The following is a 19,019-nucleotide window of genomic DNA, read 5'->3' on the forward strand; positions in this document are numbered from 1 at the left end:
TGCACTACGGGCTATCAGGGCTGGTGGGCAGCGCGCCCAAGCCGTTGTAGTCGTTCGAAAGGCAAGCAATGCGAACCATGACCAAGTGTGCGATCGCCGCTCTGTTCACCGCGGGTCTGCTCGGAGCGGGCGCCGGAGCCGCGACCGCCGGCGTCCACTCCGAGTCCGAGGTCTACCAGGCGTGCATCAAGGAGCAGAGCACCCTGGGCCTGATCAACCTGAACCTCGACCTGCTGAACCAGTGCATCGCCAACTACAACGACTGATCCGGGTCGGATGACCCAGGGTCCCGGGGCTCGCCCCGGGACCCTTTCCATGCCATCCCGCCCCATCGATGCAGGTGGCACGGCTCTCCGGGGTCGTGTAAGCGCTGCCACGACGATGTACTACAGTCTGTCGTATGTCTGATTCCCCGGTCGCCGCGACGACGACCCTCCCCACCATGACCTCGCTCGCGGCGGACGAGCTGGAGGACATCGTCCTGCTGGGAGTCCCCCTCTGGGGCTGGCAGGTCGCCCTGGCCGTCTTGGGCGTACTCGCGCTCGTCTTCCTCGCCAGGAGCATCTGGGCCCCCACGCAGAGGTCGCTGCGCGCTTGGGCGCTGGGGAACATCGTCGTCAACGCCGGGATCGCCGTCACCGGCGCCACCGTCCGGGTGACCTCCTCTGGGCTGGGCTGCTCGGAGTGGCCCCGATGCACCCCCGACAGCTTCGTGCCGATCGACACCGGGCACGCGGCCTTCAACGCCGCCATCGAGTTCGGGAACCGCACCCTGACCTTCCTGGTACTGGCTGTCGGCGTCATCACCCTGATCGCCGTGCTGCGGTCGACCCCGCGCCGCCGTGACCTGGTCCGGCTGGCGACCATCATCCCGATCGGTGTCCTGGGTCAGGCCGTGGTCGGCGGGATCACCGTCTGGACCGACCTGCACCCGGCCTCGGTCGCCGCCCACTTCCTGCTGTCCATGGTGATGGTCTTCATCACCGTCGCGTTGTACGTGCGCTGCCAGGAGTCCGAGGGAACGCCCAAGGTCGTCGTGGGCCCGATGCTGCACACGGTGGCCATCGCCCTGGTCGTGGTCGGCTTCCTGCTGCTCATCGCCGGAACCGTCGTCACCGGCACCGGCCCGCACGGCGGCGACGCGGCCGCCCCACGTTGGGAGATGGACCTGCCCGCGGTCACCCGCGTGCACTCGGTCCTGGGCTGGCTGGCCCTGATGGGCAGCGCCGCCGCCGTCCTGCTCGCCTACCGGGGCGGCGCCGGTCGGCCCGCCCGTCTGAGCAGCGTGGCGCTGCTGGTGATCGTGCTGCTCCAGGGTGCCCTGGGCTACACCCAGTACGCCCTGGAACTGCCCGAGACCCTCGTGGTGCTGCACGTGCTCGGTTCGGCGCTGACCTGGGTGGCGATCGCACGACTGTACTTCGCCACCACCCGGCTGACCCCGGCGGAGGAGCGGATCAGTACCGAGGCGGGTACGGAGGCCGGCCCTGAGGCTGGCCATGACGGGGAACGTAGTCCTGCTGAGCCCGCGCCTGGGCGATGACGTGCGCGAAGTCCGCGCGTCGCATGAAACCCGAGTCCGTGGGGCGCTCCGCCCAGCCCGGGGTGACCGGCTGGGGTAGCCGCCCCAGGAAGGTGTCCCGGGCCACGTGCATCAGGGCCAGGAACGCGTCGCGGTTGACCTTCCAGTCCTTGCGGGCCACCCCCGCGTCCAGCTTCTGGTGCAGCAACGCGAGCTCCGTGGCGGCCAACTGGTAGTCCTTCATCGCCGTGCGCCCGCGGGCGCCGGCGTTGCGCGCCGCCCAATCCCTGGCCTGGCGTCGGCCCTGCATGGAACCGAGCATGGTGATGTCGGCGGGGGTCACCAGGCCGGTGGAGATGTAGGGCGGCAGGTAACGGGCGATCGCGGTGATCTGGTCGCGCCGGTCCTGGCGGGCGATGCCCAAGATGCCCAAGAGCACCACGAACAGCACCAGGTAGGCCACGCCCAGACCGCCCCACCCGAAGAGGGTCGCGCCGTTCCACATGCCGTGCAGCAGCACCGCCAGGACCCAGCCGGCGATGGGGGCGAGGAAGCGCGGTCCCCCGCTTCGCATGGCCGCGTAGGCGACACCGATACCGATCATCGCGGTGTAGAGCGGGTGGCCGAAGGGCGCGATGATCCCGCGGATGGCGAAGGTGGCGACCAGCGTGCCGTCGAAGAAGGCGCTGAGGAAGTACAGGATGTTCTCGGTGAACGCGAAGCCGGTGGCCACCATGCCCGCGTAGACCACGCCGTCGGTGAAGGCGTCGATCTCGTGGCGGCGTCGCCACAGCAGGATGAGCAGCACCAGACCCTTGGCGCTCTCCTCCACCACCGGGGCCACCAGCGAGGTGCCGAGGAAGTCGCCCAGGTCCGGTCCGAAGAACGGCACCATGAGGTAGGCGATGCCCCAGGTGTTGAGGAGGAAGGACGCCACGACCGCCACTCCGGCCCCCCACACGAAGGCGAAGAACAGCACCCACCCGGGTTCGGGTTCGATGCGGTCCAGCAGGAGGAGGAGCGGGATGAGGATGGTGACCGGGACGATGGCCGCGACCAGGCTCACCGTGAAGCCGACCGCCCCGTCGATCCCCACGGCCGCACCCCCCGCCATGGCCAGGAGCCACAGGTAACCGAGCATGCCGATCATGCACACCACGCTGATGGTGATGCCCAGGATGAGCGTCATCGAGTAACGGGATCTGCGGCCCTGGAGAATGGCCTTGCTGTCGAGTCGGGGCATGAGCACAGATCGTAGCGCTTGCCACCGGCGACGCCGACTCCCCCTCCACCCTGCGGAGATCACCTCGGAGGGGCCGTCCGTGTACGACAGGATGGCAGTCCCACCCGACCCACCCGGAAAGGTCCCACCATGGCCCCGAACGACACCGCCCGGACCCGGCCCGTCAGCGCCTGGGAGTGGGTGCTGCGCGTGGCGGTCCTGTCCTCGCTGGCCGTGCTCCTGTGGGAGTTCGTCACCGCCGGCCAACTGATCACCTACAACCTGGACGCCCTGCCGTTCCACTACGCCGGGGCGCTCGCGGTGCACGTGACCACCGGCGCGCAACTGCTCGCCGCGGGCGCGCTGTGGTCCTCCCGAGGCCGGGGCCCCGGGACCGACCGCACGGTCCTCCTGCTCAGTCTGGGGGCGTTCGTGGTGGGCTTCCCGCAGGCGGCACTGGGCACCTACGGCCCCCTTCAAGCGCACGTCCCCCTGGCGTTGCTGCTGGTGACCCTGGTGGTGTGGTCGGCGGTGCTGATCTTGCGCCGTCGATCCGCCTGAGCCGCCCCGCGCCATCGACCCGCGCGACGGAAACGGCGCCCGTTCCTCGTTGGGAACGGGCGCCGTCGTCGTCTATCAGGTCGGCTTTCAGCCGAGCACGCCCGCCAGGAGCGGGTCGATGGTCACGGCCGAGAACAGCAGCGCCAGGTAGGCGTTGGACAGGTGGAAGAAGCCCATGGTCTTGAGCTTGGCACCGGTCACACCCGCCTTGGAGCGGCTCAGCAGTCGGTGGGCCTGGAACACCAGCAGGGCGCCCAGGATCAGCGCGACCGCGCCATAGAACCAGGTGGTGCCGGCCACCGGCCAGAAGGCGAGGGAGACGATGACGGTCGCCCAGCTGTAGAGCACCGACTCCAGCAGCACCCGGCGGTCACTGGCGACCACGGGCAGCATCGGTACCTTGGCGGCCGCGTAGTCCTCGCGGTAGCGCATGGCCAGGGTCCAGGTGTGCGGGGGTGTCCAGAAGAACACCACCAGGAACAGCACGAACGGCGCCCAGTCGAGGCTGTTGGTGACCGCGGCCCAACCGATGAGAACGGGCATGCAGCCGGCGATGCCGCCCCACACCACGTTCTGCGCGGTGCGCCGCTTGAGCAGCATCGAGTACACGAAGATGTAGAACCCGATCGCGAACAGCGACAGCACGGCGGACAGCACGTTGACGAACGCCAGGAACCCGACCGTGGAGCCGACCGCCAGGATCAGCCCGTAGACCAGGGCCCCCTTGGGGGTGACCAGGTCCATCGCGGCCGGACGCTGGCGGGTGCGACGCATCTCACGATCGATGTCGCGGTCGATGTAGCAGTTCATCGCGTTGGCGCTGGCCGCCGACATGGTGCCGAACAGCAGGGTGGCCACCGCGATCCACAACGGCGGCACACCACCGGCGGCCACGAACATCACCGGGATGGTGGTGATGAGCAGCAGCTCGATGACGCGGGGTTTGGAAAGCGCGACATAGGCGCGGACGTACTCGCCCAGGGAGGCCTTGCGGGGGACCTCCGGGGTGGACGATCCGACCTGAGGGGAACGGTTGGTAAGCGCCATCAGTACCGCGTCCCCACGGCCGAAAGCACTCCTGTCCCCCACGGGGCCGGCTCGGTTTCAGACACGCGGATACCTCGACAACTCTTCGGGAATTTCAACACTGCTCGCCACGCGGGGTCGAGCGGACCGACAAACCGTCAGGATCAGCGAAAACCCCGTCAACGACATACTGTAGTACTTCCTTGAACGGGCCGATGACCAACCCCCTGGGAACGAGGCCCCACCCGTCAGGTGACCTTCGCCCCATGACGAGCGGCCGCGGGGGTAAGGCGAGTGTAAGGAAGGTTCGCACACGCCTCACCATGCCACCAACGTGCCACGCTTCCGTTACCCATGGGTAAGAGGAGGTGTCGCCCAACGACACGTCTCGACACGGACGATAGGCTCGCAAACAGCGCCGTTCTCACCCTCCACACCCCTTCGGCCCACCCCCACCGGTGGGCCGTCACCGGGGTGCCCGGCGACCGACAAGTACACACGACCCCACACCGCCCCGAACGCCGGATGGTTCGGGTGCCCGAGAAGGAGGACGTCAGTCCGTGAACGCCCACACCCCGCAGACTCTGGAGTGGTCGGACCTCGACCTCCGCGCCGTGAACACGGTCCGGGCACTGGCCATGGACTCGGTTGAGAAGTCGGGTAACGGTCACCCCGGTACCGCGATGAGCCTGGCTCCCGCCGCCTACCTGCTGTTCCAGAAGATCATGCGGCACGACCCCTCGGACCCCGAGTGGGCCGGCCGCGACCGCTTCGTCCTGTCGATCGGTCACTCCAGCCTCACCCTGTACATCCAGCTCTACCTCGCCGGATACGGCCTGGAGCTGGAGGACCTGAAGTCCCTGCGCCAGTGGGGCAGCCGCACCCCGGGCCACCCCGAGTTCAGCCACACCCCCGGTGTGGAGACCACCACCGGCCCGCTGGGCCAGGGCGTGGGCAACGCCGTGGGCATGGCCATGGCCGCCCGCCGCGAGCGCGGCCTGTTCAGCCCCGAGGCCGGACCGGGCGCGAGCCCCTTCGACCACCACATCTACGCGTTCTGCTCCGACGGTGACGTCCAGGAAGGCGTGAGCCACGAGGCCAGCGCCCTGGCGGGGACCCAGCAGCTGGGCAACCTCATCATGATCTGGGACGACAACAAGATCTCGATCGAGGACGACACCCGCATCGCGCACAGCGAGGACGTGGCCGCCCGCTACGCCGCCTACGGCTGGCACGTCGAGGACGTCGACTGGACCGCCACCGGCGAATACGTCGAGGACATCGAGGCCCTCCACCAGGCGATCCTGCGCGGAAAGGCCGAGACCGAGCGTCCCACCTTCATCCGCCTGCGCACCGTCATCGGGTGGCCGGCGCCCAACAAGCAGAACACCGGCGCCATCCACGGTGCCGCGATCGGCGCCGACGAGATCTCCGCCACCAAGCAGATCCTGGGCCTGCCCGACGAGCCGTTCGGTGTCGAGGACTCCGTCATCGAGCACACCCGCGAGGCCGTGGACCGCGGCCGTGCGGCGCACGACGCCTGGAAGGTCGGGTTCGAGGCCTGGCACAAGAGCGCCGGCGAGCGCGCGGAACTGTTCGACCGCCTGGTCTCCCAGCGTCTTCCCGAGGGCTGGGAGAAGTCCATCCCCACCTTCGAGGCGAGCGAGAAGGGCATGGCCACCCGCAAGGCCGGCGGTGAGGTGCTCTCCGCCCTGGCCCCGGTGCTGCCCGAGCTGTGGGGCGGCTCCGCCGACCTGGCCGGGTCCAACAACACCACGCCCAAGGGCGAGCCGTCCTTCCTGCCCTTCGAGCGCGCCAGCGAGATGTTCCCGGGCAACCCGTACGGGCGCGTCCTGCACTTCGGTGTGCGAGAGCACGGCATGGGTTCGATCCTCAACGGCATCGCCCTGCACGGCCCGACCCGCCCCTACGGCGGTACGTTCCTGGTCTTCAGCGACTACATGCGTCCGGCGGTCCGCCTGGCCGCGCTGATGAAGCTGGGCATCACCTACGTGTGGACGCACGACTCCATCGGACTGGGTGAGGACGGCCCCACCCACCAGCCGGTCGAACACCTGTGGTCGCTGCGCGCCATCCCGGGGCTGGACGTCATCCGCCCGGGCGACGCCAACGAGACCGCCGTCGTGTGGCGTTCCATCATGGAGAACGCCGACCGTCCGTCCGCGCTGGCGCTGACCCGCCAGAACCTGCCCGTCCTGGACCGACAGGAGTACGCGTCGGCCGAGGGCGCGGTCAAGGGCGGCTACGTGCTGGCCGAGGCCGACGGCGAGACCCCCGAGGTCATCATCATCGCGACCGGCAGTGAGGTGCCCATCGCGCTTGACGCGCGCAAGTCCCTCCAGGAAGCGGGCACGCCCACCCGTGTGGTCTCGATGCCGTGCGTGGAGTGGTTCGACCGTCAGGACGAGGAGTACCGCGAGCAGGTGCTCCCCTCCTCGGTGCGCGCCCGCGTGTCCATCGAGGCCGGCATCGCCATGGGTTGGCGCGCCTACGTCGGTGACACCGGCGAATCGGTGAGCCTGGAGCACTTCGGTGCCTCCGCTCCCTACGAGGTCCTGTACGAGAAGTTCGGCTTCACGCCCGAGGCGGTCGTCGAAGCGGCTCGTAAGAGCCTCGCCAAGTCCGGCAAGTGATCAAGGGGTCCGCCGCGGTCGAGCCCCGCGGCGGACCTCGTTCCAGTGGAAGAAGGAACACCATGAGCAACGCACTCCGGGACCTGTCCGAGGAGGGCGTTTCGGTCTGGCTGGACGACATCAGCCGCGAACGTCTCCGGACCGGCGATCTGACCGAGCTGATGTCGACCAAGCACGTGGTCGGCGTCACCTCCAACCCCACCATCTTCGACAAGGCCCTCGCCGAGGGTGACGCCTACGACGAGCAGGTCCACGAGCTGGCCCTGCGGGGCGTCTCGGTGGAGGAGGCGGTACGTTCCATCACCGCCTACGACATCCGGTGGGCCGCCGACGTCCTGCGTCCGGTCTACGACGCCACCGAGGGCGTGGACGGCCGTGTGTCCCTTGAGGTGGACCCGCGTCTGGCCGACGACACCGAGCGCACCGCCGCCGAGGCCAAGGCCCTGTGGTGGCTGGTGGACCGGCCCAACCTGATGGTCAAGATCCCCGCCACGGCCGCGGGTCTGCCCGCCATCACCCGGACCCTGGGCGAGGGCATCAGCGTCAACGTCACGCTGATCTTCTCCCTTGAGCGCTACCGGCAGGTGATGGACGCGTTCCTGGAGGGCATGGAGCTGGCGCGGGTCAACGGCCACGACCTGTCCAAGATCCACTCGGTGGCGTCCTTCTTCGTCAGCCGCGTGGACAGCGAGGTCGACAAGCGTCTGAAGGCGATCGGCACCGACGAGGCGCTCGCCCTGACCGGCAGGGCCGCGCTCGCCAACGCCCGCCTGGCCTACAAGGCCCACGTCGAGGTGTTCTCCTCGCTTGAGTGGCGGGCCCTCGCCGAGCAGGGCGCCAAGCCACAGCGTCCGCTGTGGGCGTCCACCGGCGTCAAGGACCCGGCGCTGGAGGACACCCTCTACGTCACCGGCCTGGTGGCCCGCGACACCGTGAACACCATGCCGCAGGCCACCCTGGACGCGACCGCCGACCACGGTCGGATCACCGGCAATACCGTTCTGGGCACCTACGAGCAGGCCCAGGACGACTTCGCCGCCCTCGCGGACGCCGGAGTGAGCCTGACCGACGTGTTCACCGTCCTGGAGCGGGAAGGGGTCGAGAAGTTCGTCGATTCCTGGAAGAGCCTCCTGGAGGCGCTGTCGGCCAAGCTCGACAAGCTCGGCTGACACCGCGGGCCGTTCCGGCGCACGGCCCCGGAACGGCCCGCGAGCACACCACCGAAGCACCGGCCACTCTCCATCGGAAAGAGAAGAGACCGTGAAAGAACCGGTGATGCCGGGGGCGGTACCCAACCCGCTCCGCAACGCCCTGGACCGACGACTTCCCCGGATCGCCGGGCCCAGTGTCCTGGTCCTGTTCGGGGTCACGGGTGACCTGGCGCGCAAGAAGCTGCTGCCGGGCATCTACGACCTGGCCAACAGGGGATTGTTGCCGCCGGGCTTCGGTCTGGTGGGTTTCGCCCGCCGGGACTGGGAGGACCAGGACTTCGCCCAGGTGGCGCAGGAGGCCGTGCGCAAACACGCGCGCACGCCGTTCCGTGAGGACGTGTGGCGCCAGCTCAGCGAGGGCGTGCGATTCGTGCAGGGCGACCTGGACGACGACGAGGCCTTCGACGAGCTGGCCCGGACCGTGACGGAACTGGACCACGAGCGCGGTACCGGCGGCAACTACGCGTTCTACCTGTCGCTGCCGCCCAAGCTGTTCCCGACCGTGGTCACCCAGCTCAAGCGGTCCGGTCTGGCCCAGGCCGAGGAGGGTTCGGGGCCGGGCGGGATCACCCCGTGGCGCCGGGTGGTGATCGAGAAACCCTTCGGGCACGACCTGGAGAGCGCCCAAGAGCTCAACCAGGTCGTGGACGAGGTCTTCCCGCCCTCGGCGGTGTTCCGCATCGACCACTACCTGGGCAAGGAGACGGTCCAGAACATCCTGGCGCTGCGCTTCGCCAACACCCTGTTCGAGCCGCTGTGGAACCGCAGCTACGTCGACCACGTGCAGATCACGATGGCCGAGGACATCGGTGTGGGCGGTCGCGCCGGCTACTACGACGGTATCGGCGCGGCTCGCGACGTCATGCAGAACCATCTGCTGCAACTGCTGGCGCTCGTGGCCATGGAGGAGCCGGTCTCCTACAACGCCGACGCGATCCGCACGGAGAAGGAGAAGGTGCTCTCCGCCGTCACCCTGCCCGAGGACCTGGCCACCGGTACCGCCCGGGGCCAGTACGCCGCCGGGTGGCAGGGCGGCGCGGCGGTGCGCGGCTACCTCGAAGAGGAGGGCATCCCCTCCGACTCGGTGACCGAGACCTACGCGGCGCTGAAGGTGAACGTGGGCACCCGCCGTTGGGCGGGCGTTCCGTTCTACATGCGCACCGGCAAGCGTCTGGGCCGCCGTGTCACCGAGGTGGCGCTGGTGTTCCAGGCCGCGCCGCAGCAGATGTTCTCCCGCACCGACGTCAGCGAACTGGGACAGAACGCCCTGGTACTGCGTATCCAACCGGACGAGGGCGTGACCCTGCGGTTCGGTTCCAAGGTGCCGGGCACCTCCATGGAGGTGCGCGACGTGAGCATGGACTTCACCTACGGGCAGTCCTTCACCGAGGCCAGCCCCGAAGCCTACGAACGACTCATCCTGGACGTGCTCATCGGCGACCCGCCGCTGTTCCCGCGACAAGAGGAAGTGGAGCTGTCCTGGCGGATCCTGGACCCGGTCGAGGAGTACTGGGCCGTGAACGGCAAGCCCGAACAGTACGGCTCGGGCACCTGGGGTCCGGAGTCCGCCCACGAACTGCTCGCCAGGGACGGCCGCCAGTGGCGACGTCCGTGACCGTCGGGAGGAATAGATGACGCTCTACCTGCCGCGCACCACCACCTCGGAGATCACCGAGGCGCTCATGGCCGAACGGCTCAGCGTCGGTGGCGGTGCCATGAACATGGTGCTCACCCTGGTCATCGTCACCGACGAGGCCGACCACTACGACGCCGTACGGGCCGCCACCGAGGCCGGGCGCGAACACCCCTCGCGGGTGGTGGCGCTCGTTCGTCGTGACCCCAAGGCCGAACCCACCATCGACGCCGAGATCCGTCGACCGGGCACCTCGGGGCCCGGCGAGGCGGTGCTGTTGCGCCTGTACGGGCCCTTGGGCGAACACCCGGACTCGGTGCTCACGCCGCTCTTGGTACCGGACGCGCCCGTGGTGGTGTGGTGGCCGGGACAGGGGCCGGTCGACCCCGCCTCGGACCCGGTGGGCCGACTCGCCCAACGTCGGATCACCGACGCCCTGCGCGCCCCGGACCCGCTGCGCGACCTGATGGACCGGGTCGCCCACTATCGTCCCGGTGACACCGACCTGACCTGGACCCGGCTCACCCCATGGCGCTCACTGCTGGCCAGCGTCATGGACCAGCCCTGCGGGTGGGTGACCGGGGCCAAGGTGACGGCCGAACCCGACTATCCGAGCGCCGATTTGCTCGCGGCTTGGCTGTCCGAACGCCTGGAGATCTCGGTGGAGCGCCACGCCTCGGACGGCCCTGGGCTGACCGAGGTGAGTCTGACCACCGACCAGGGGGACATCGTGATCTCCCGACGTGATGGCCGTGTGGCCACCCTGAGCAGGTTCTCCCAGCCCGACCAGAGGGTGGCCCTGGCCCGACGCGGTGCCGCCACGGCGCTGGCCGAGGAACTGCGCCGCCTGGACCCTGACGAAACGTACGCGAACGCGGCCCGCCATCTCGGGCCGATGCTCGCTGGAAGCGGAGCTTGAGATGAGCGAACCGGAGATCGTCCGCACCAACGACGCCGCACAGTTGGCGCAGAGCGCGGCGTCACGGTTGGCGAAGCTGATCGTGAGCGCCGAGACGGAGGAGCGCGACTTCCACCTCGTGTTGACCGGCGGTGGGGTCGGCATCCAGACCCTCGCGGCTCTTCGCGACGAGGCCAAGGCCAGCGCTATGAAGTGGTCCCACGTGCACCTGTGGTGGGGCGACGAGCGTTTCCTTCCCGAGGGCGACGCCGAGCGCAACGAGACCCAGGCCCGTGAGGCGCTGATCGACGACATCGACATCCCGGCCGACAACGTGCACCCGATGCCGGCCTCCGACGGGACCGACCTCGCCGAGGTCGAGCGCGCGGCGACCAACTACTCGGCCGCGCTGTCGGTGGCCGCGCGAGGCGAGGGGCCTGTGCCCGCCTTCGACGTGTGCCTGTTGGGCCTCGGGCCGGACGCGCATGTCGCCTCGCTGTTCCCGGGCCTGCCGGGCGTGCGCGAGGACGGGGCCGCCGCCGTGGCGGTCCACGACTCCCCCAAGCCCCCGCCGACCCGGGTGAGCCTGACCCTGTCGTCGATCAACTCGGCGCGCCAGGTGTGGGTACTGGCCTCGGGTGAGTCCAAGTCCGAAGCGGTGCGCCTGGGGCTGTCGGGTGCGAGCGTGGACGAGGCACCTGTCGCGGGCGTGAAGGGCAGCGAGAAGACGGTGTTCTGGTTGGACGAGGCGTCCGCCTCGAAGTTGTAGTGATGCGCCTACAGACGTAGGAAAGAACGCACGAAGGAGCGATGCCCTGGCGGGGTTCCCTGCCAGGGCATCGTCATGTTCGGGGATGGAGGCGGATGGGGTGGGGGTAGGGGCGGGGGCCGACAACGAGCTGATCCAGGCCGCTCTGCAGGCTTATACCGAGCCGTATGGGCCGGAGAACGCGGCGATGCCGAAGCATCAGCGCGCTTATGACGCGATGATGCGGATCTTCGAGACCGCTCTGACTCACCGGGGTTGCTCCAGCCTGAGCCGCCAACCGTTGGCCACGTTGAACATCACCGTCCCCCTCAAGCCCTTCCTGGGAGACGGCACCACTGAACCGGCCACCACCGAGGATGGGGTGGTGTTGCCCGATCAGATGGTGGCCCACCTGACCCCCCACAGTTGGCTGCGCCGGTCCCAGGGTCGGACTCTGTTGGATGTGGGGCGCAAGCAGCGGTGCGCCCCCGATCCGGTCCGTCAAGCGGCCGGGTTCAAGAAGCCCTACTGCGAGTGGCACCAGGGCTGCGACATGCCGCGTAGCTGGTCGCAGTACGACCACATCGTCCCGTTCTCCCACGGCGGGGCCACGAGCGCGGACAACATGCAGATCCTGTGCTCGACCCACAATCGGCTCAAGCACCGGCTACAGGCCAAGGTGAACCGGCAGATCTGGGAACACCACCACGCCCAGAACCACCAAGAAGCGGGAAAAGAAGCCGGGTCCGGGGATGGTGAGGGGGAGCCAGCCCCAGCCACCGCCCCTGACCACCACCATCCGCTTCCACCGCCCGTTTCCGCCAGGTGGAACCCCACCCCGACGAGAACACCCCCGGTTGGGTGTCAGACCCCAAGGGCCCTGTGTCCTGTGGGGATATCCCCATGCCCAAGGACAGAAACACCGCGACCCCCACCCGGAGCCACATTCCGGGGCCGGAGTGGCTCCCATCGGGGGTGTCGGCACCACTTCCACCCCCGGTACCGGCTCCCGCCCCGGGTACCGGCCCACCGACACCATCAACCCCGTGCTGTCTCTCCACCATGATGATCTTGCTCGTAGCGCCATGTTGGGCGCCCAACATGGCGCTACGAGCAAGATCATCGGGGAAAGGGCCTCGTCAGGGCCGGCTACCGCGGGGACGCGCCCCGCCCTGTGCCTGGCCTGTAGCGGGTACTTCGTGACCTCACCCGTCACGTAGTGGCGACGCGCCCCACGAGGACACCAGAGGGAGGGGAAGGGATCCGGCCGGCTGCGGCCGGAGTGGGCCGAAGGCCCACAGGGCCCTTTGGGACCTCAACCACTCTCCCCCCTTCCCCGATAGCCGCCAAACCGCCGCCCGCACCGTACGGGTCAAGGCCACCAGCCCGATCGCTACAGCACTCACCATTGCCTTGACGCGTGCGGTGCGGGCGGCAACAATCACGCGGCGGGGAAGGAGGGAGAACCCACCCCCACCCCGCCCAACAACCCCAAGACTCCCGACCCGAGGCGCCCCCAACCACCCGAACAACGCCCAACAACCCCAAAGCTCCCAACCTCAGGCGCCCTACGAGCGCCCCACCTACACACCCACCCCACCCCTCACCACTCACTCAGCCTCGGGCATGGCGCACGGCCTCTCGCACCGCAGGGGCGACCTCGGCGGCGAACAGCTCCACCTGCTCCGGGGACTCCTCCACCGGCCCCAGGACGAATGTGTCCATCCCGTACTCCACGGCGAACTCGGTGATGCGCTCCACCCACTGGTCGACCGGACCATCCAAGCCGCCACCGGAGGAGCCGGCCGAATCGCCGATGGTGCCCCACAGGTTGTACACGCGGCGGATGTCGGCCGGGTCGCGGCCGGCCTCGGCGGCGCCCTCGTCGATGCGCGCATGCATGCCGGGAAGCTTGTCGGTGCCCGCGTAGGCGTGGGAGGGCACCCAGCCGTCGGCGACCCTGCCGACCGCTTTGAGTAGACGGGGACCCAGCACGCCCAGCCAGATGCCGATGTCGTGGGCGGGTGGCGGGCCGGGTTTGACCCCGGCCAGGCGATAGTGCTCGCCCTCGAAGCGCACCGAGCGCTGGTCCGACCACAGCAGGCGGATCACCTCGACCGCCTCCAGCAGGGCGTCGGCGGCCTCGCGTGGGCTGTGTCGGGGCCCGCCCATGGCCTCGATCGCCTCCCAGAACCCGCCGGCGCCCAGCCCCAGTTCGAAGCGGCCACCGGAGAGCACGTCCAGGCTCGCGGAGTTCTTGGCGATGATGGCGGGTGGCCGCAGCGGCAGGTTGGCCACGTCCGGGAAGACCCGTAGGCGCTCGGTGCGGGCCAGGACCGTGGCCATCAGCGCCCAGGTGTCCAGGTGCCGGCGTTGGTAGGGGTGGTCCTGGATGCCCACGAAGTCCAGCCCGCCCCGTTCGGCCGCGTCGATCACCGCCCAGGTGCGGTCCAGCTTCGCGGTCTCCGGCGAGGGGAAGACCCCGAATTCGATGTCACGTCCGTAGTCGATGCCCAACGTTCACGCCTCCTGGTTCTCGGCTGCCCTGCGGTCCTGCCCGGTCGGGAGGTGACCACACGCTCAGCGATAGACGAGGTCGGTGTACTCGGGGTGTCGTTCGATCCAGCCCTTGACGAACGGGCACATGGGCAGCACGGACAGGTCACGGGTGCGCACGTCGTCGAGGGCCTCACGAACGAGGGCGCCGCCGATGCCCTTGCCCTCGAAGGCGGGATCGACCTCGGTGTGGGTGAAGGTGATCATGGTGTCGGTGAGGATGTACTCGGCGAAGCCCGCCTCCTCTCCGTCGGAGGTGATCACATAGCGGTTGTTCTCCGGAACGTCCTTGACCTCGGTAGCCACGGGATCCCTTTCGATGTCGGGAGATGTCGGGAACGGGTGTTGGAACCCGGGGGTCCCGCACGGGCACCTATGTTCCCGTGCGACCCCATTGTCACCCTTACCGGGGAGCCTCCACCCCTTGCGGCGCGCGCCCCGTGGACATAGGGTCGCCTTGACATACCGACCAGTCGGTCTAAGGAGTACGCATGACTTCGCGGTTCGGCGGCCGCACCGCCATCATCACCGGTGCCAGTCGCGGTATCGGCCTGGCCATCGCCCAACGCCTCATCTCCGAGGGAGCCCGCGTGTGCGTCACCGCGCGCAAGCCCGATCCCCTCAAGGAGGCGGTCGAGGCCCTGGGCGGCCCCGAACACGCCATCGGGGTCCCCGGGCGCGGCGACGACCCCGAACACCAGGACGAGGCCATCGCCGCCACCAAGGAGGCGTTCGGCGCGGTCGACATGTTCGTCAACAACACCGGGATCAACCCGGTCTACGGACGCATGGTCGACCTGGACCTGGACGCGGCCCGCAAGATCTTCGAGGTGAACGCGCTCTCGGCGGTCTCCTGGGTGCAGAAGGTGTACCGGGCCGGCATGGCCGAGCACGGTGGCTCGATCGTCAACGTCTCCTCCGTGGCCGGTCTCAAGCCCGCCCCCGGGATCGGCTTCTACGGCGCCTCCAAGGCGATGCTCCGACACATCACCGAGGAGTTCGCGGTCGAGCTCGGCCCCGACATCCGGGTGAACGGGGTCGCCCCCGCCGTGGTCAAGACCCGCTTCGCCGAGGCGCTGTACGACGGGCGCGAGGAAGAGGTCTCCTCCCAGTACCCGTTGAAGCGGCTCGGCGTGCCCGAGGACGTCGCCGGCGCGGTCGCGTTCCTGCTCTCCGAAGACGCCTCCTGGATCACCGGCCGCACCCTCGTCCTCGACGGCGGCATGACCCTCACCGGGGGTGTTTGATGCCGCTGGACCCCAAGAACGCCGGAGTGGTCGTCACCGGCGCCGGTAACGGTATCGGCGCGGCCGTGGCCCGCCGGTTGGCCTCCGCCGGGGCCCGGGTGGTCGTCAACGACCTGGACGCCTCCGCGGCCGAGGCCGTGGCCGGTGAGATCGGCGGGATCGCCGTGCCCGGTGACGCGGCCTCCGAGGCGGGGGTCACCGCACTCATCGCCGAGGCCGACGCCCACCTGGGCGGCATCGACCTGTACATGGCCAACGCGGGGATCGCCCGCAGCGGCGGCCCGGAGGCCCTCGAATCCGACTGGGAGGCCTCCTGGCAGGTCAACGTGATGTCGCACGTGCGCGCCGCCCGTGAACTCCTGCCCGGGTGGTTGGAGCGCGGCCGGGGTCACTTCGTCACCACCGCCTCCGGGGCGGGTCTGCTCACCATGCTGGGCAGCGCGCCGTACTCGGTGACCAAGCACGCCGCCCTGTCCTTCAGCGAGTGGCTGTCGGCCACCTACGGGGACCGCGGGATCACCGTGCAGTGCCTGTGCCCGCTGGGCGTGCGTACCGGCATGCTCGACGACGCCGGTGACCAGGGTCAGGCCATCCTCTCCCCCGGGGCGATCACGCCCGAGGAGGTCGCCGACACCGTGCTGGTGGCCCTGAGCGATGGCCGGTTCCTGATCCTGCCGCACCCGGAGGCCGCCGACTACTACGCGGCCCGAGCCACCGACACCGACGCCTGGCTGGTGGGGATGCGCCGTATCCAGGCCAAGGTGTTCGCCGAGGAGGAGACCGAATGAGCGACGGGAACGAGGGTGGACTCCCCGGCCTGGACCTGGACCGGTTGCGCTCCTACCTGGACCGGGAGGTCCCCGGCCTGGTGTCGGGCCCGCTAACCGGTCGGGTGGTCACCGGCGGCAGGTCGAACCTGACCTACGTGGTCACCGACGGCACCGGGACGTGGGTGGTGCGCCGCCCGCCCCTGGGGCACGTGCTGGCCACCGCGCACGACATGTCGCGCGAATACCGGGTGATGACGGCGCTGCGCGAGACCGACGTGCCGGTTCCGCGCACCCACCACCTGTGCGAGGACACCGAGGTGTTGGGCGCCCCGTTCTACGTCATGGAGTACGTGGGCGGGACCGCCTTTCGCACCCAGGAGGAGATCGCGCCGCTGGGCCCCGACGGCGTCCACGCGGTCGCCGAACGACTGGTCACCACCCTGGGCCGGCTGCACGCCATCGACCCCGCCACGGTGGGCCTGGCCGACTTCGGTCGCCCGGACGGGTTCCTGGAGCGCCAGGTGCGCCGGTGGAGCAAGCAGCTGGAGGCCTCGCGCAGCCGGGACATCCCCGGTATCGACGAACTCCGCGACCGGTTGGCGCGGTCCATCCCGGAATCGTCCGCGCCCGCGATCGTGCACGGCGACTACCGGCTCGACAACGTGCTGGTCACCGACGACGGCGAGCTCACAGCGGTACTCGACTGGGAGATGGCCACCCTGGGCGATCCGCTCGTGGACCTGGGCCTGATGCTCGTCTACCGGGAACGCCCGGTCACCGGCGGGGACCACCCCGCCACCTCCGCCGAGGGTTTCCCGTCCTCCGACGAGCTCGTGCGGATGTACGCCGCCACCACCGGTCGCGACGTGTCCCGACTCGGCTGGTACGTGGCCTTCGGCTGCTTCAAGCTCGCGGTGATCGCCGAGGGCATCCACTTCCGGCACACCCGGGGGCTGACCGTCGGAGCGGGTTTCGACGGCATCGGCGACGTGGTCGCGCCGCTGGTGGAACGCGCACACACCATGCTCAAGGAGAAATGATGGACTTCGCCTACGACGCCGAGACCGAGGAGTCGCGGCAGCGGCTCCTCGCCTTCATGGAAGAACACGTCTATCCGGCCGAACCGGTGATGGAGACCCAACTCGCCGAACGCGACGACCCCTGGGCGATCCCGCCGATCGTGGGCGAACTCCAGGCCGAGGCCAGGAAGCGGGGTCTGTGGAACCTGTTCCTGGCCGGGCATCCCGAGCACGGCGGGCTGCCCAACCTCCGGTACGCCCCGCTGGCGGAGATCACCGGGCGCAGCCCCCGTCTGGCCCCGGCCGCCCTCAACTGCGCCGCGCCCGACACCGGCAACATGGAGGTGCTGACGATGTTCGGTACCCCCGACCAGAAGAAGCGCTGGTTGGAGCCGTTGTTGGACGCGCGGATCCGGTCCGCGTTCGCGATGACCGAGCCCGCGGTGGCCTCCTCCGACGCCACCAACATCACCACGAGCATCGTCCGTGAGGGCGACGAGTACGTGATCAACGGCCGCAAGTGGTTCATCACCGGGGCGCTCAACCCCGCCTGCGAGATCTTCATCGTGATGGGCAAGACCGCCCCCGAAGCCGACCGACACAAGCAGCAGAGCATGGTGCTGGTGCCGCGCGACACCCCCGGGTTGACCGTCGAGCGGGGCATGACGGTGTTCGGCTACGACGACAGCGACCACGGCGGCCACGCCGAGGTGCTGTTCGAGAACGTGCGGGTACCGGCGGAGAACCTCGTCGGCGCCGAGGGGGAGGGCTTCGCCGTCGCCCAGGCCCGTCTGGGCCCGGGGCGGATCCACCACTGCATGCGCGCCCTGGGCATGGCCGAGCGTGCCCTGGAGATCACCTGCCGGCGTGTGCTGGATCGGGTGGCGTTCGGCCGCCCGCTGGCCGAGCAGGGCGTGGTGCGCGAGTGGATCGCCGAGGCACGGGTGCAGATCGAGCAACTGCGTCTGCTGGTGCTCAAGACCGCCTACCTGATGGACACGGTGGGCAACAAGGGCGCCCACACCGAGATCCAGGCGATCAAGATCGCCACCCCGCGCACCGTGGAGTGGATCCTCGACAAGTGCGTGCAGGCGCACGGCGCGGCCGGGGTCAGCCAGGACGTGCCGATCGCCGCCTGGCAGGCGGGGGTGCGTTCGCTGCGCCTGGCCGACGGGCCGGACGAGGTGCACCTGCGTTCGCTGGGCCGCGCGGAACTGCGCAAGTACGCGTAGCCTCTCGCGCGTCGCGGAAGGGCCGGGGCCGGGGCGGGTCCCCGGCCCTCGCCACTTGTGCGGGGGTCAGCCCTGGGGGCGCAGGCCGGCCAGGAGCAGGTCGGCGAAGTGCCCGCCCACGTCCTGACCGGTCAGGGCGCCGTCGTGGCGATACCAGGTGCTCAGGTGGTGCACGGAGCCGAAGTAGTAGTCGATGACCAGGTCGGCGGGGACGTCGGCGCGGAAGACGCCCTCCTTCTGCCCCTGTTCGATCATGGACCGGAACAACTCGTGGTACTTGCGACGCTCGGCGCGCACGCTGCGCTGCTTCTCCGGGGCGAGCTGGTGCATGGAGCGGAAGAAGATGGTGCTGTCGTCGAGGTTGGCGACGGTGGTGACGATGACGTCGGCGGCGGCCGCGTGCACCCGTTCGGTGACGGGCTCGTCCCGGGCGGAGATCTCCTGCAGGTGCTCGGTCTGCATACGCAGCACCCGGGCGTAGACCTCGTAGAGCAGGTCGTCCTTGGAACCGAAGTAGTGGTACATGGCGCCCTTGGTGACGCCCGCGGCGGCCACGACCTCCTGTACCGAGGTGCCCTCGAAGCCGCGTTCGGCGAAGAGCCGTGTGGCCGCGCTCAGCAGTCGTTCGGGCACCGTGCCTCGTGGGGTGTCCCCATCGGCCGTCCGCTGTGCACCGCGCATGTCCCGTACCACCTCTTGCCCCCGTCCCCCGGTGGCGAG

Annotated in this window: 18 protein-coding genes; 13 read left to right on the top strand and 5 right to left on the bottom strand. The window is 69.5% G+C overall.

The genetic code is table 11. The annotated features are described in order from the left end of the window. Positions 1 to 68 precede the first annotated feature (68 nt). Both ACWGKS_RS25175 and ACWGKS_RS25180 read left to right on the top strand, forming a co-directional pair. Positions 69 to 266 carry a hypothetical protein gene (locus ACWGKS_RS25175; protein ID WP_358513137.1) on the top strand — a complete coding sequence of 66 codons (198 nt, stop codon included), beginning with the start codon at positions 69 to 71 and terminating at the stop codon, positions 264 to 266. A gap of 134 nt (positions 267 to 400) precedes the next feature. Continuing rightward, on the top strand, positions 401 to 1,543 hold the full coding sequence (locus ACWGKS_RS25180) for a COX15/CtaA family protein (protein ID WP_358513135.1): 1,143 nt from the start codon (positions 401 to 403) through the stop codon (positions 1,541 to 1,543). Here ACWGKS_RS25180 and ACWGKS_RS25185 read toward each other — a convergent pair. Continuing rightward, on the bottom strand, positions 1,458 to 2,765 hold the full coding sequence (locus ACWGKS_RS25185) for a PrsW family intramembrane metalloprotease (RefSeq protein WP_452524244.1): 1,308 nt from the start codon (positions 2,763 to 2,765) through the stop codon (positions 1,458 to 1,460). The two genes, ACWGKS_RS25180 and ACWGKS_RS25185, sit on opposite strands and share 86 nt — an antisense overlap. 129 nt (positions 2,766 to 2,894) lie before the next feature. On the opposite strand from ACWGKS_RS25185, the gene ACWGKS_RS25190 reads away from it, so the two are divergent. Beyond that, positions 2,895 to 3,305 carry a hypothetical protein gene (locus tag ACWGKS_RS25190; RefSeq protein ID WP_358513131.1) on the top strand — a complete coding sequence of 137 codons (411 nt, stop codon included), beginning with the start codon at positions 2,895 to 2,897 and terminating at the stop codon, positions 3,303 to 3,305. Between the two features lie 87 nt (positions 3,306 to 3,392). Here the strand turns inward: ACWGKS_RS25190 and ACWGKS_RS25195 are convergent, their stop codons facing one another. Next, positions 3,393 to 4,352 carry a heme o synthase gene (locus tag ACWGKS_RS25195; protein ID WP_358513129.1) on the bottom strand — a complete coding sequence of 320 codons (960 nt, stop codon included), beginning with the start codon at positions 4,350 to 4,352 and terminating at the stop codon, positions 3,393 to 3,395. A gap of 539 nt (positions 4,353 to 4,891) precedes the next feature. Here ACWGKS_RS25195 and tkt point away from each other — a divergent pair. The 6 genes from tkt (at position 4,892) to ACWGKS_RS25225 (ending at position 12,541) form a co-directional block, all read left to right on the top strand. Then, positions 4,892 to 6,985 carry a transketolase gene (gene tkt / locus ACWGKS_RS25200; RefSeq protein WP_358513127.1) on the top strand — a complete coding sequence of 698 codons (2,094 nt, stop codon included), beginning with the start codon at positions 4,892 to 4,894 and terminating at the stop codon, positions 6,983 to 6,985. A gap of 62 nt (positions 6,986 to 7,047) precedes the next feature. Then, the gene (gene tal, locus ACWGKS_RS25205) at positions 7,048 to 8,154 is read left to right on the top strand and encodes a transaldolase (protein WP_358513125.1); all 1,107 of its coding nucleotides are present in this window, start codon (positions 7,048 to 7,050) and stop codon (positions 8,152 to 8,154) included. A 106-nt stretch (positions 8,155 to 8,260) separates the two neighbouring features. Beyond that, positions 8,261 to 9,811, top strand: a complete 1,551-nt coding sequence (gene zwf, locus ACWGKS_RS25210) for a glucose-6-phosphate dehydrogenase (RefSeq protein ID WP_358513204.1) — start codon at positions 8,261 to 8,263, stop codon at positions 9,809 to 9,811. 16 nt (positions 9,812 to 9,827) lie between these two features. Further along, on the top strand, positions 9,828 to 10,748 hold the full coding sequence (locus ACWGKS_RS25215) for a glucose-6-phosphate dehydrogenase assembly protein OpcA (protein WP_358513123.1): 921 nt from the start codon (positions 9,828 to 9,830) through the stop codon (positions 10,746 to 10,748). 1 nt (position 10,749) lies between these two features. After that, complete coding sequence (pgl, locus tag ACWGKS_RS25220; protein ID WP_358513121.1) at positions 10,750 to 11,496, top strand: 6-phosphogluconolactonase; 747 nt, start codon at positions 10,750 to 10,752, stop codon at positions 11,494 to 11,496. 562 nt (positions 11,497 to 12,058) lie between these two features. Continuing rightward, positions 12,059 to 12,541 carry an HNH endonuclease signature motif containing protein gene (locus tag ACWGKS_RS25225; protein ID WP_452524259.1) on the top strand — a complete coding sequence of 161 codons (483 nt, stop codon included), beginning with the start codon at positions 12,059 to 12,061 and terminating at the stop codon, positions 12,539 to 12,541. Positions 12,542 to 13,089: 548 nt separating this feature from the next. On the opposite strand, the gene ACWGKS_RS25230 is transcribed toward ACWGKS_RS25225, so the two are convergent. Further along, the gene (locus ACWGKS_RS25230) at positions 13,090 to 13,992 is read right to left on the bottom strand and encodes an LLM class flavin-dependent oxidoreductase (protein ID WP_452524248.1); all 903 of its coding nucleotides are present in this window, start codon (positions 13,990 to 13,992) and stop codon (positions 13,090 to 13,092) included. Positions 13,993 to 14,055: 63 nt separating this feature from the next. Beyond that, positions 14,056 to 14,337 (bottom strand): GNAT family N-acetyltransferase, encoded by a 282-nt coding sequence (locus ACWGKS_RS25235; RefSeq protein WP_358516300.1) that lies wholly within the window; start codon positions 14,335 to 14,337, stop codon positions 14,056 to 14,058. Between the two features lie 185 nt (positions 14,338 to 14,522). Between ACWGKS_RS25235 and ACWGKS_RS25240 the strand changes: the two genes are divergently transcribed. The 4 genes from ACWGKS_RS25240 to ACWGKS_RS25255 are packed head-to-tail and all read left to right on the top strand — an operon-like array spanning position 14,523 to position 18,299. Further along, a complete protein-coding gene (locus ACWGKS_RS25240) occupies positions 14,523 to 15,278 on the top strand; it encodes an SDR family oxidoreductase (protein WP_358516303.1) in 756 nt (251 codons plus the stop codon). After that, positions 15,278 to 16,066: an SDR family oxidoreductase gene (locus ACWGKS_RS25245; protein ID WP_358516305.1), complete on the top strand. Its 789-nt coding sequence runs from the start codon at positions 15,278 to 15,280 to the stop codon at positions 16,064 to 16,066. Before ACWGKS_RS25240 ends, ACWGKS_RS25245 begins: the two co-directional genes overlap by 1 nt. Continuing rightward, on the top strand, positions 16,063 to 17,088 hold the full coding sequence (locus tag ACWGKS_RS25250) for a phosphotransferase family protein (protein ID WP_452524251.1): 1,026 nt from the start codon (positions 16,063 to 16,065) through the stop codon (positions 17,086 to 17,088). Before ACWGKS_RS25245 ends, ACWGKS_RS25250 begins: the two co-directional genes overlap by 4 nt. Further along, positions 17,088 to 18,299 carry an acyl-CoA dehydrogenase family protein gene (locus ACWGKS_RS25255; protein ID WP_358515392.1) on the top strand — a complete coding sequence of 404 codons (1,212 nt, stop codon included), beginning with the start codon at positions 17,088 to 17,090 and terminating at the stop codon, positions 18,297 to 18,299. The genes ACWGKS_RS25250 and ACWGKS_RS25255 overlap by 1 nt, the downstream gene beginning before the upstream one ends. A gap of 66 nt (positions 18,300 to 18,365) precedes the next feature. Here the strand turns inward: ACWGKS_RS25255 and ACWGKS_RS25260 are convergent, their stop codons facing one another. After that, complete coding sequence (locus tag ACWGKS_RS25260) at positions 18,366 to 18,980, bottom strand: TetR/AcrR family transcriptional regulator (RefSeq protein ID WP_358515389.1); 615 nt, start codon at positions 18,978 to 18,980, stop codon at positions 18,366 to 18,368. Positions 18,981 to 19,019: the final 39 nt, after the last annotated feature.

The sequence above is a fragment of the Nocardiopsis sp. NPDC055879 genome, assembly GCF_053615935.1.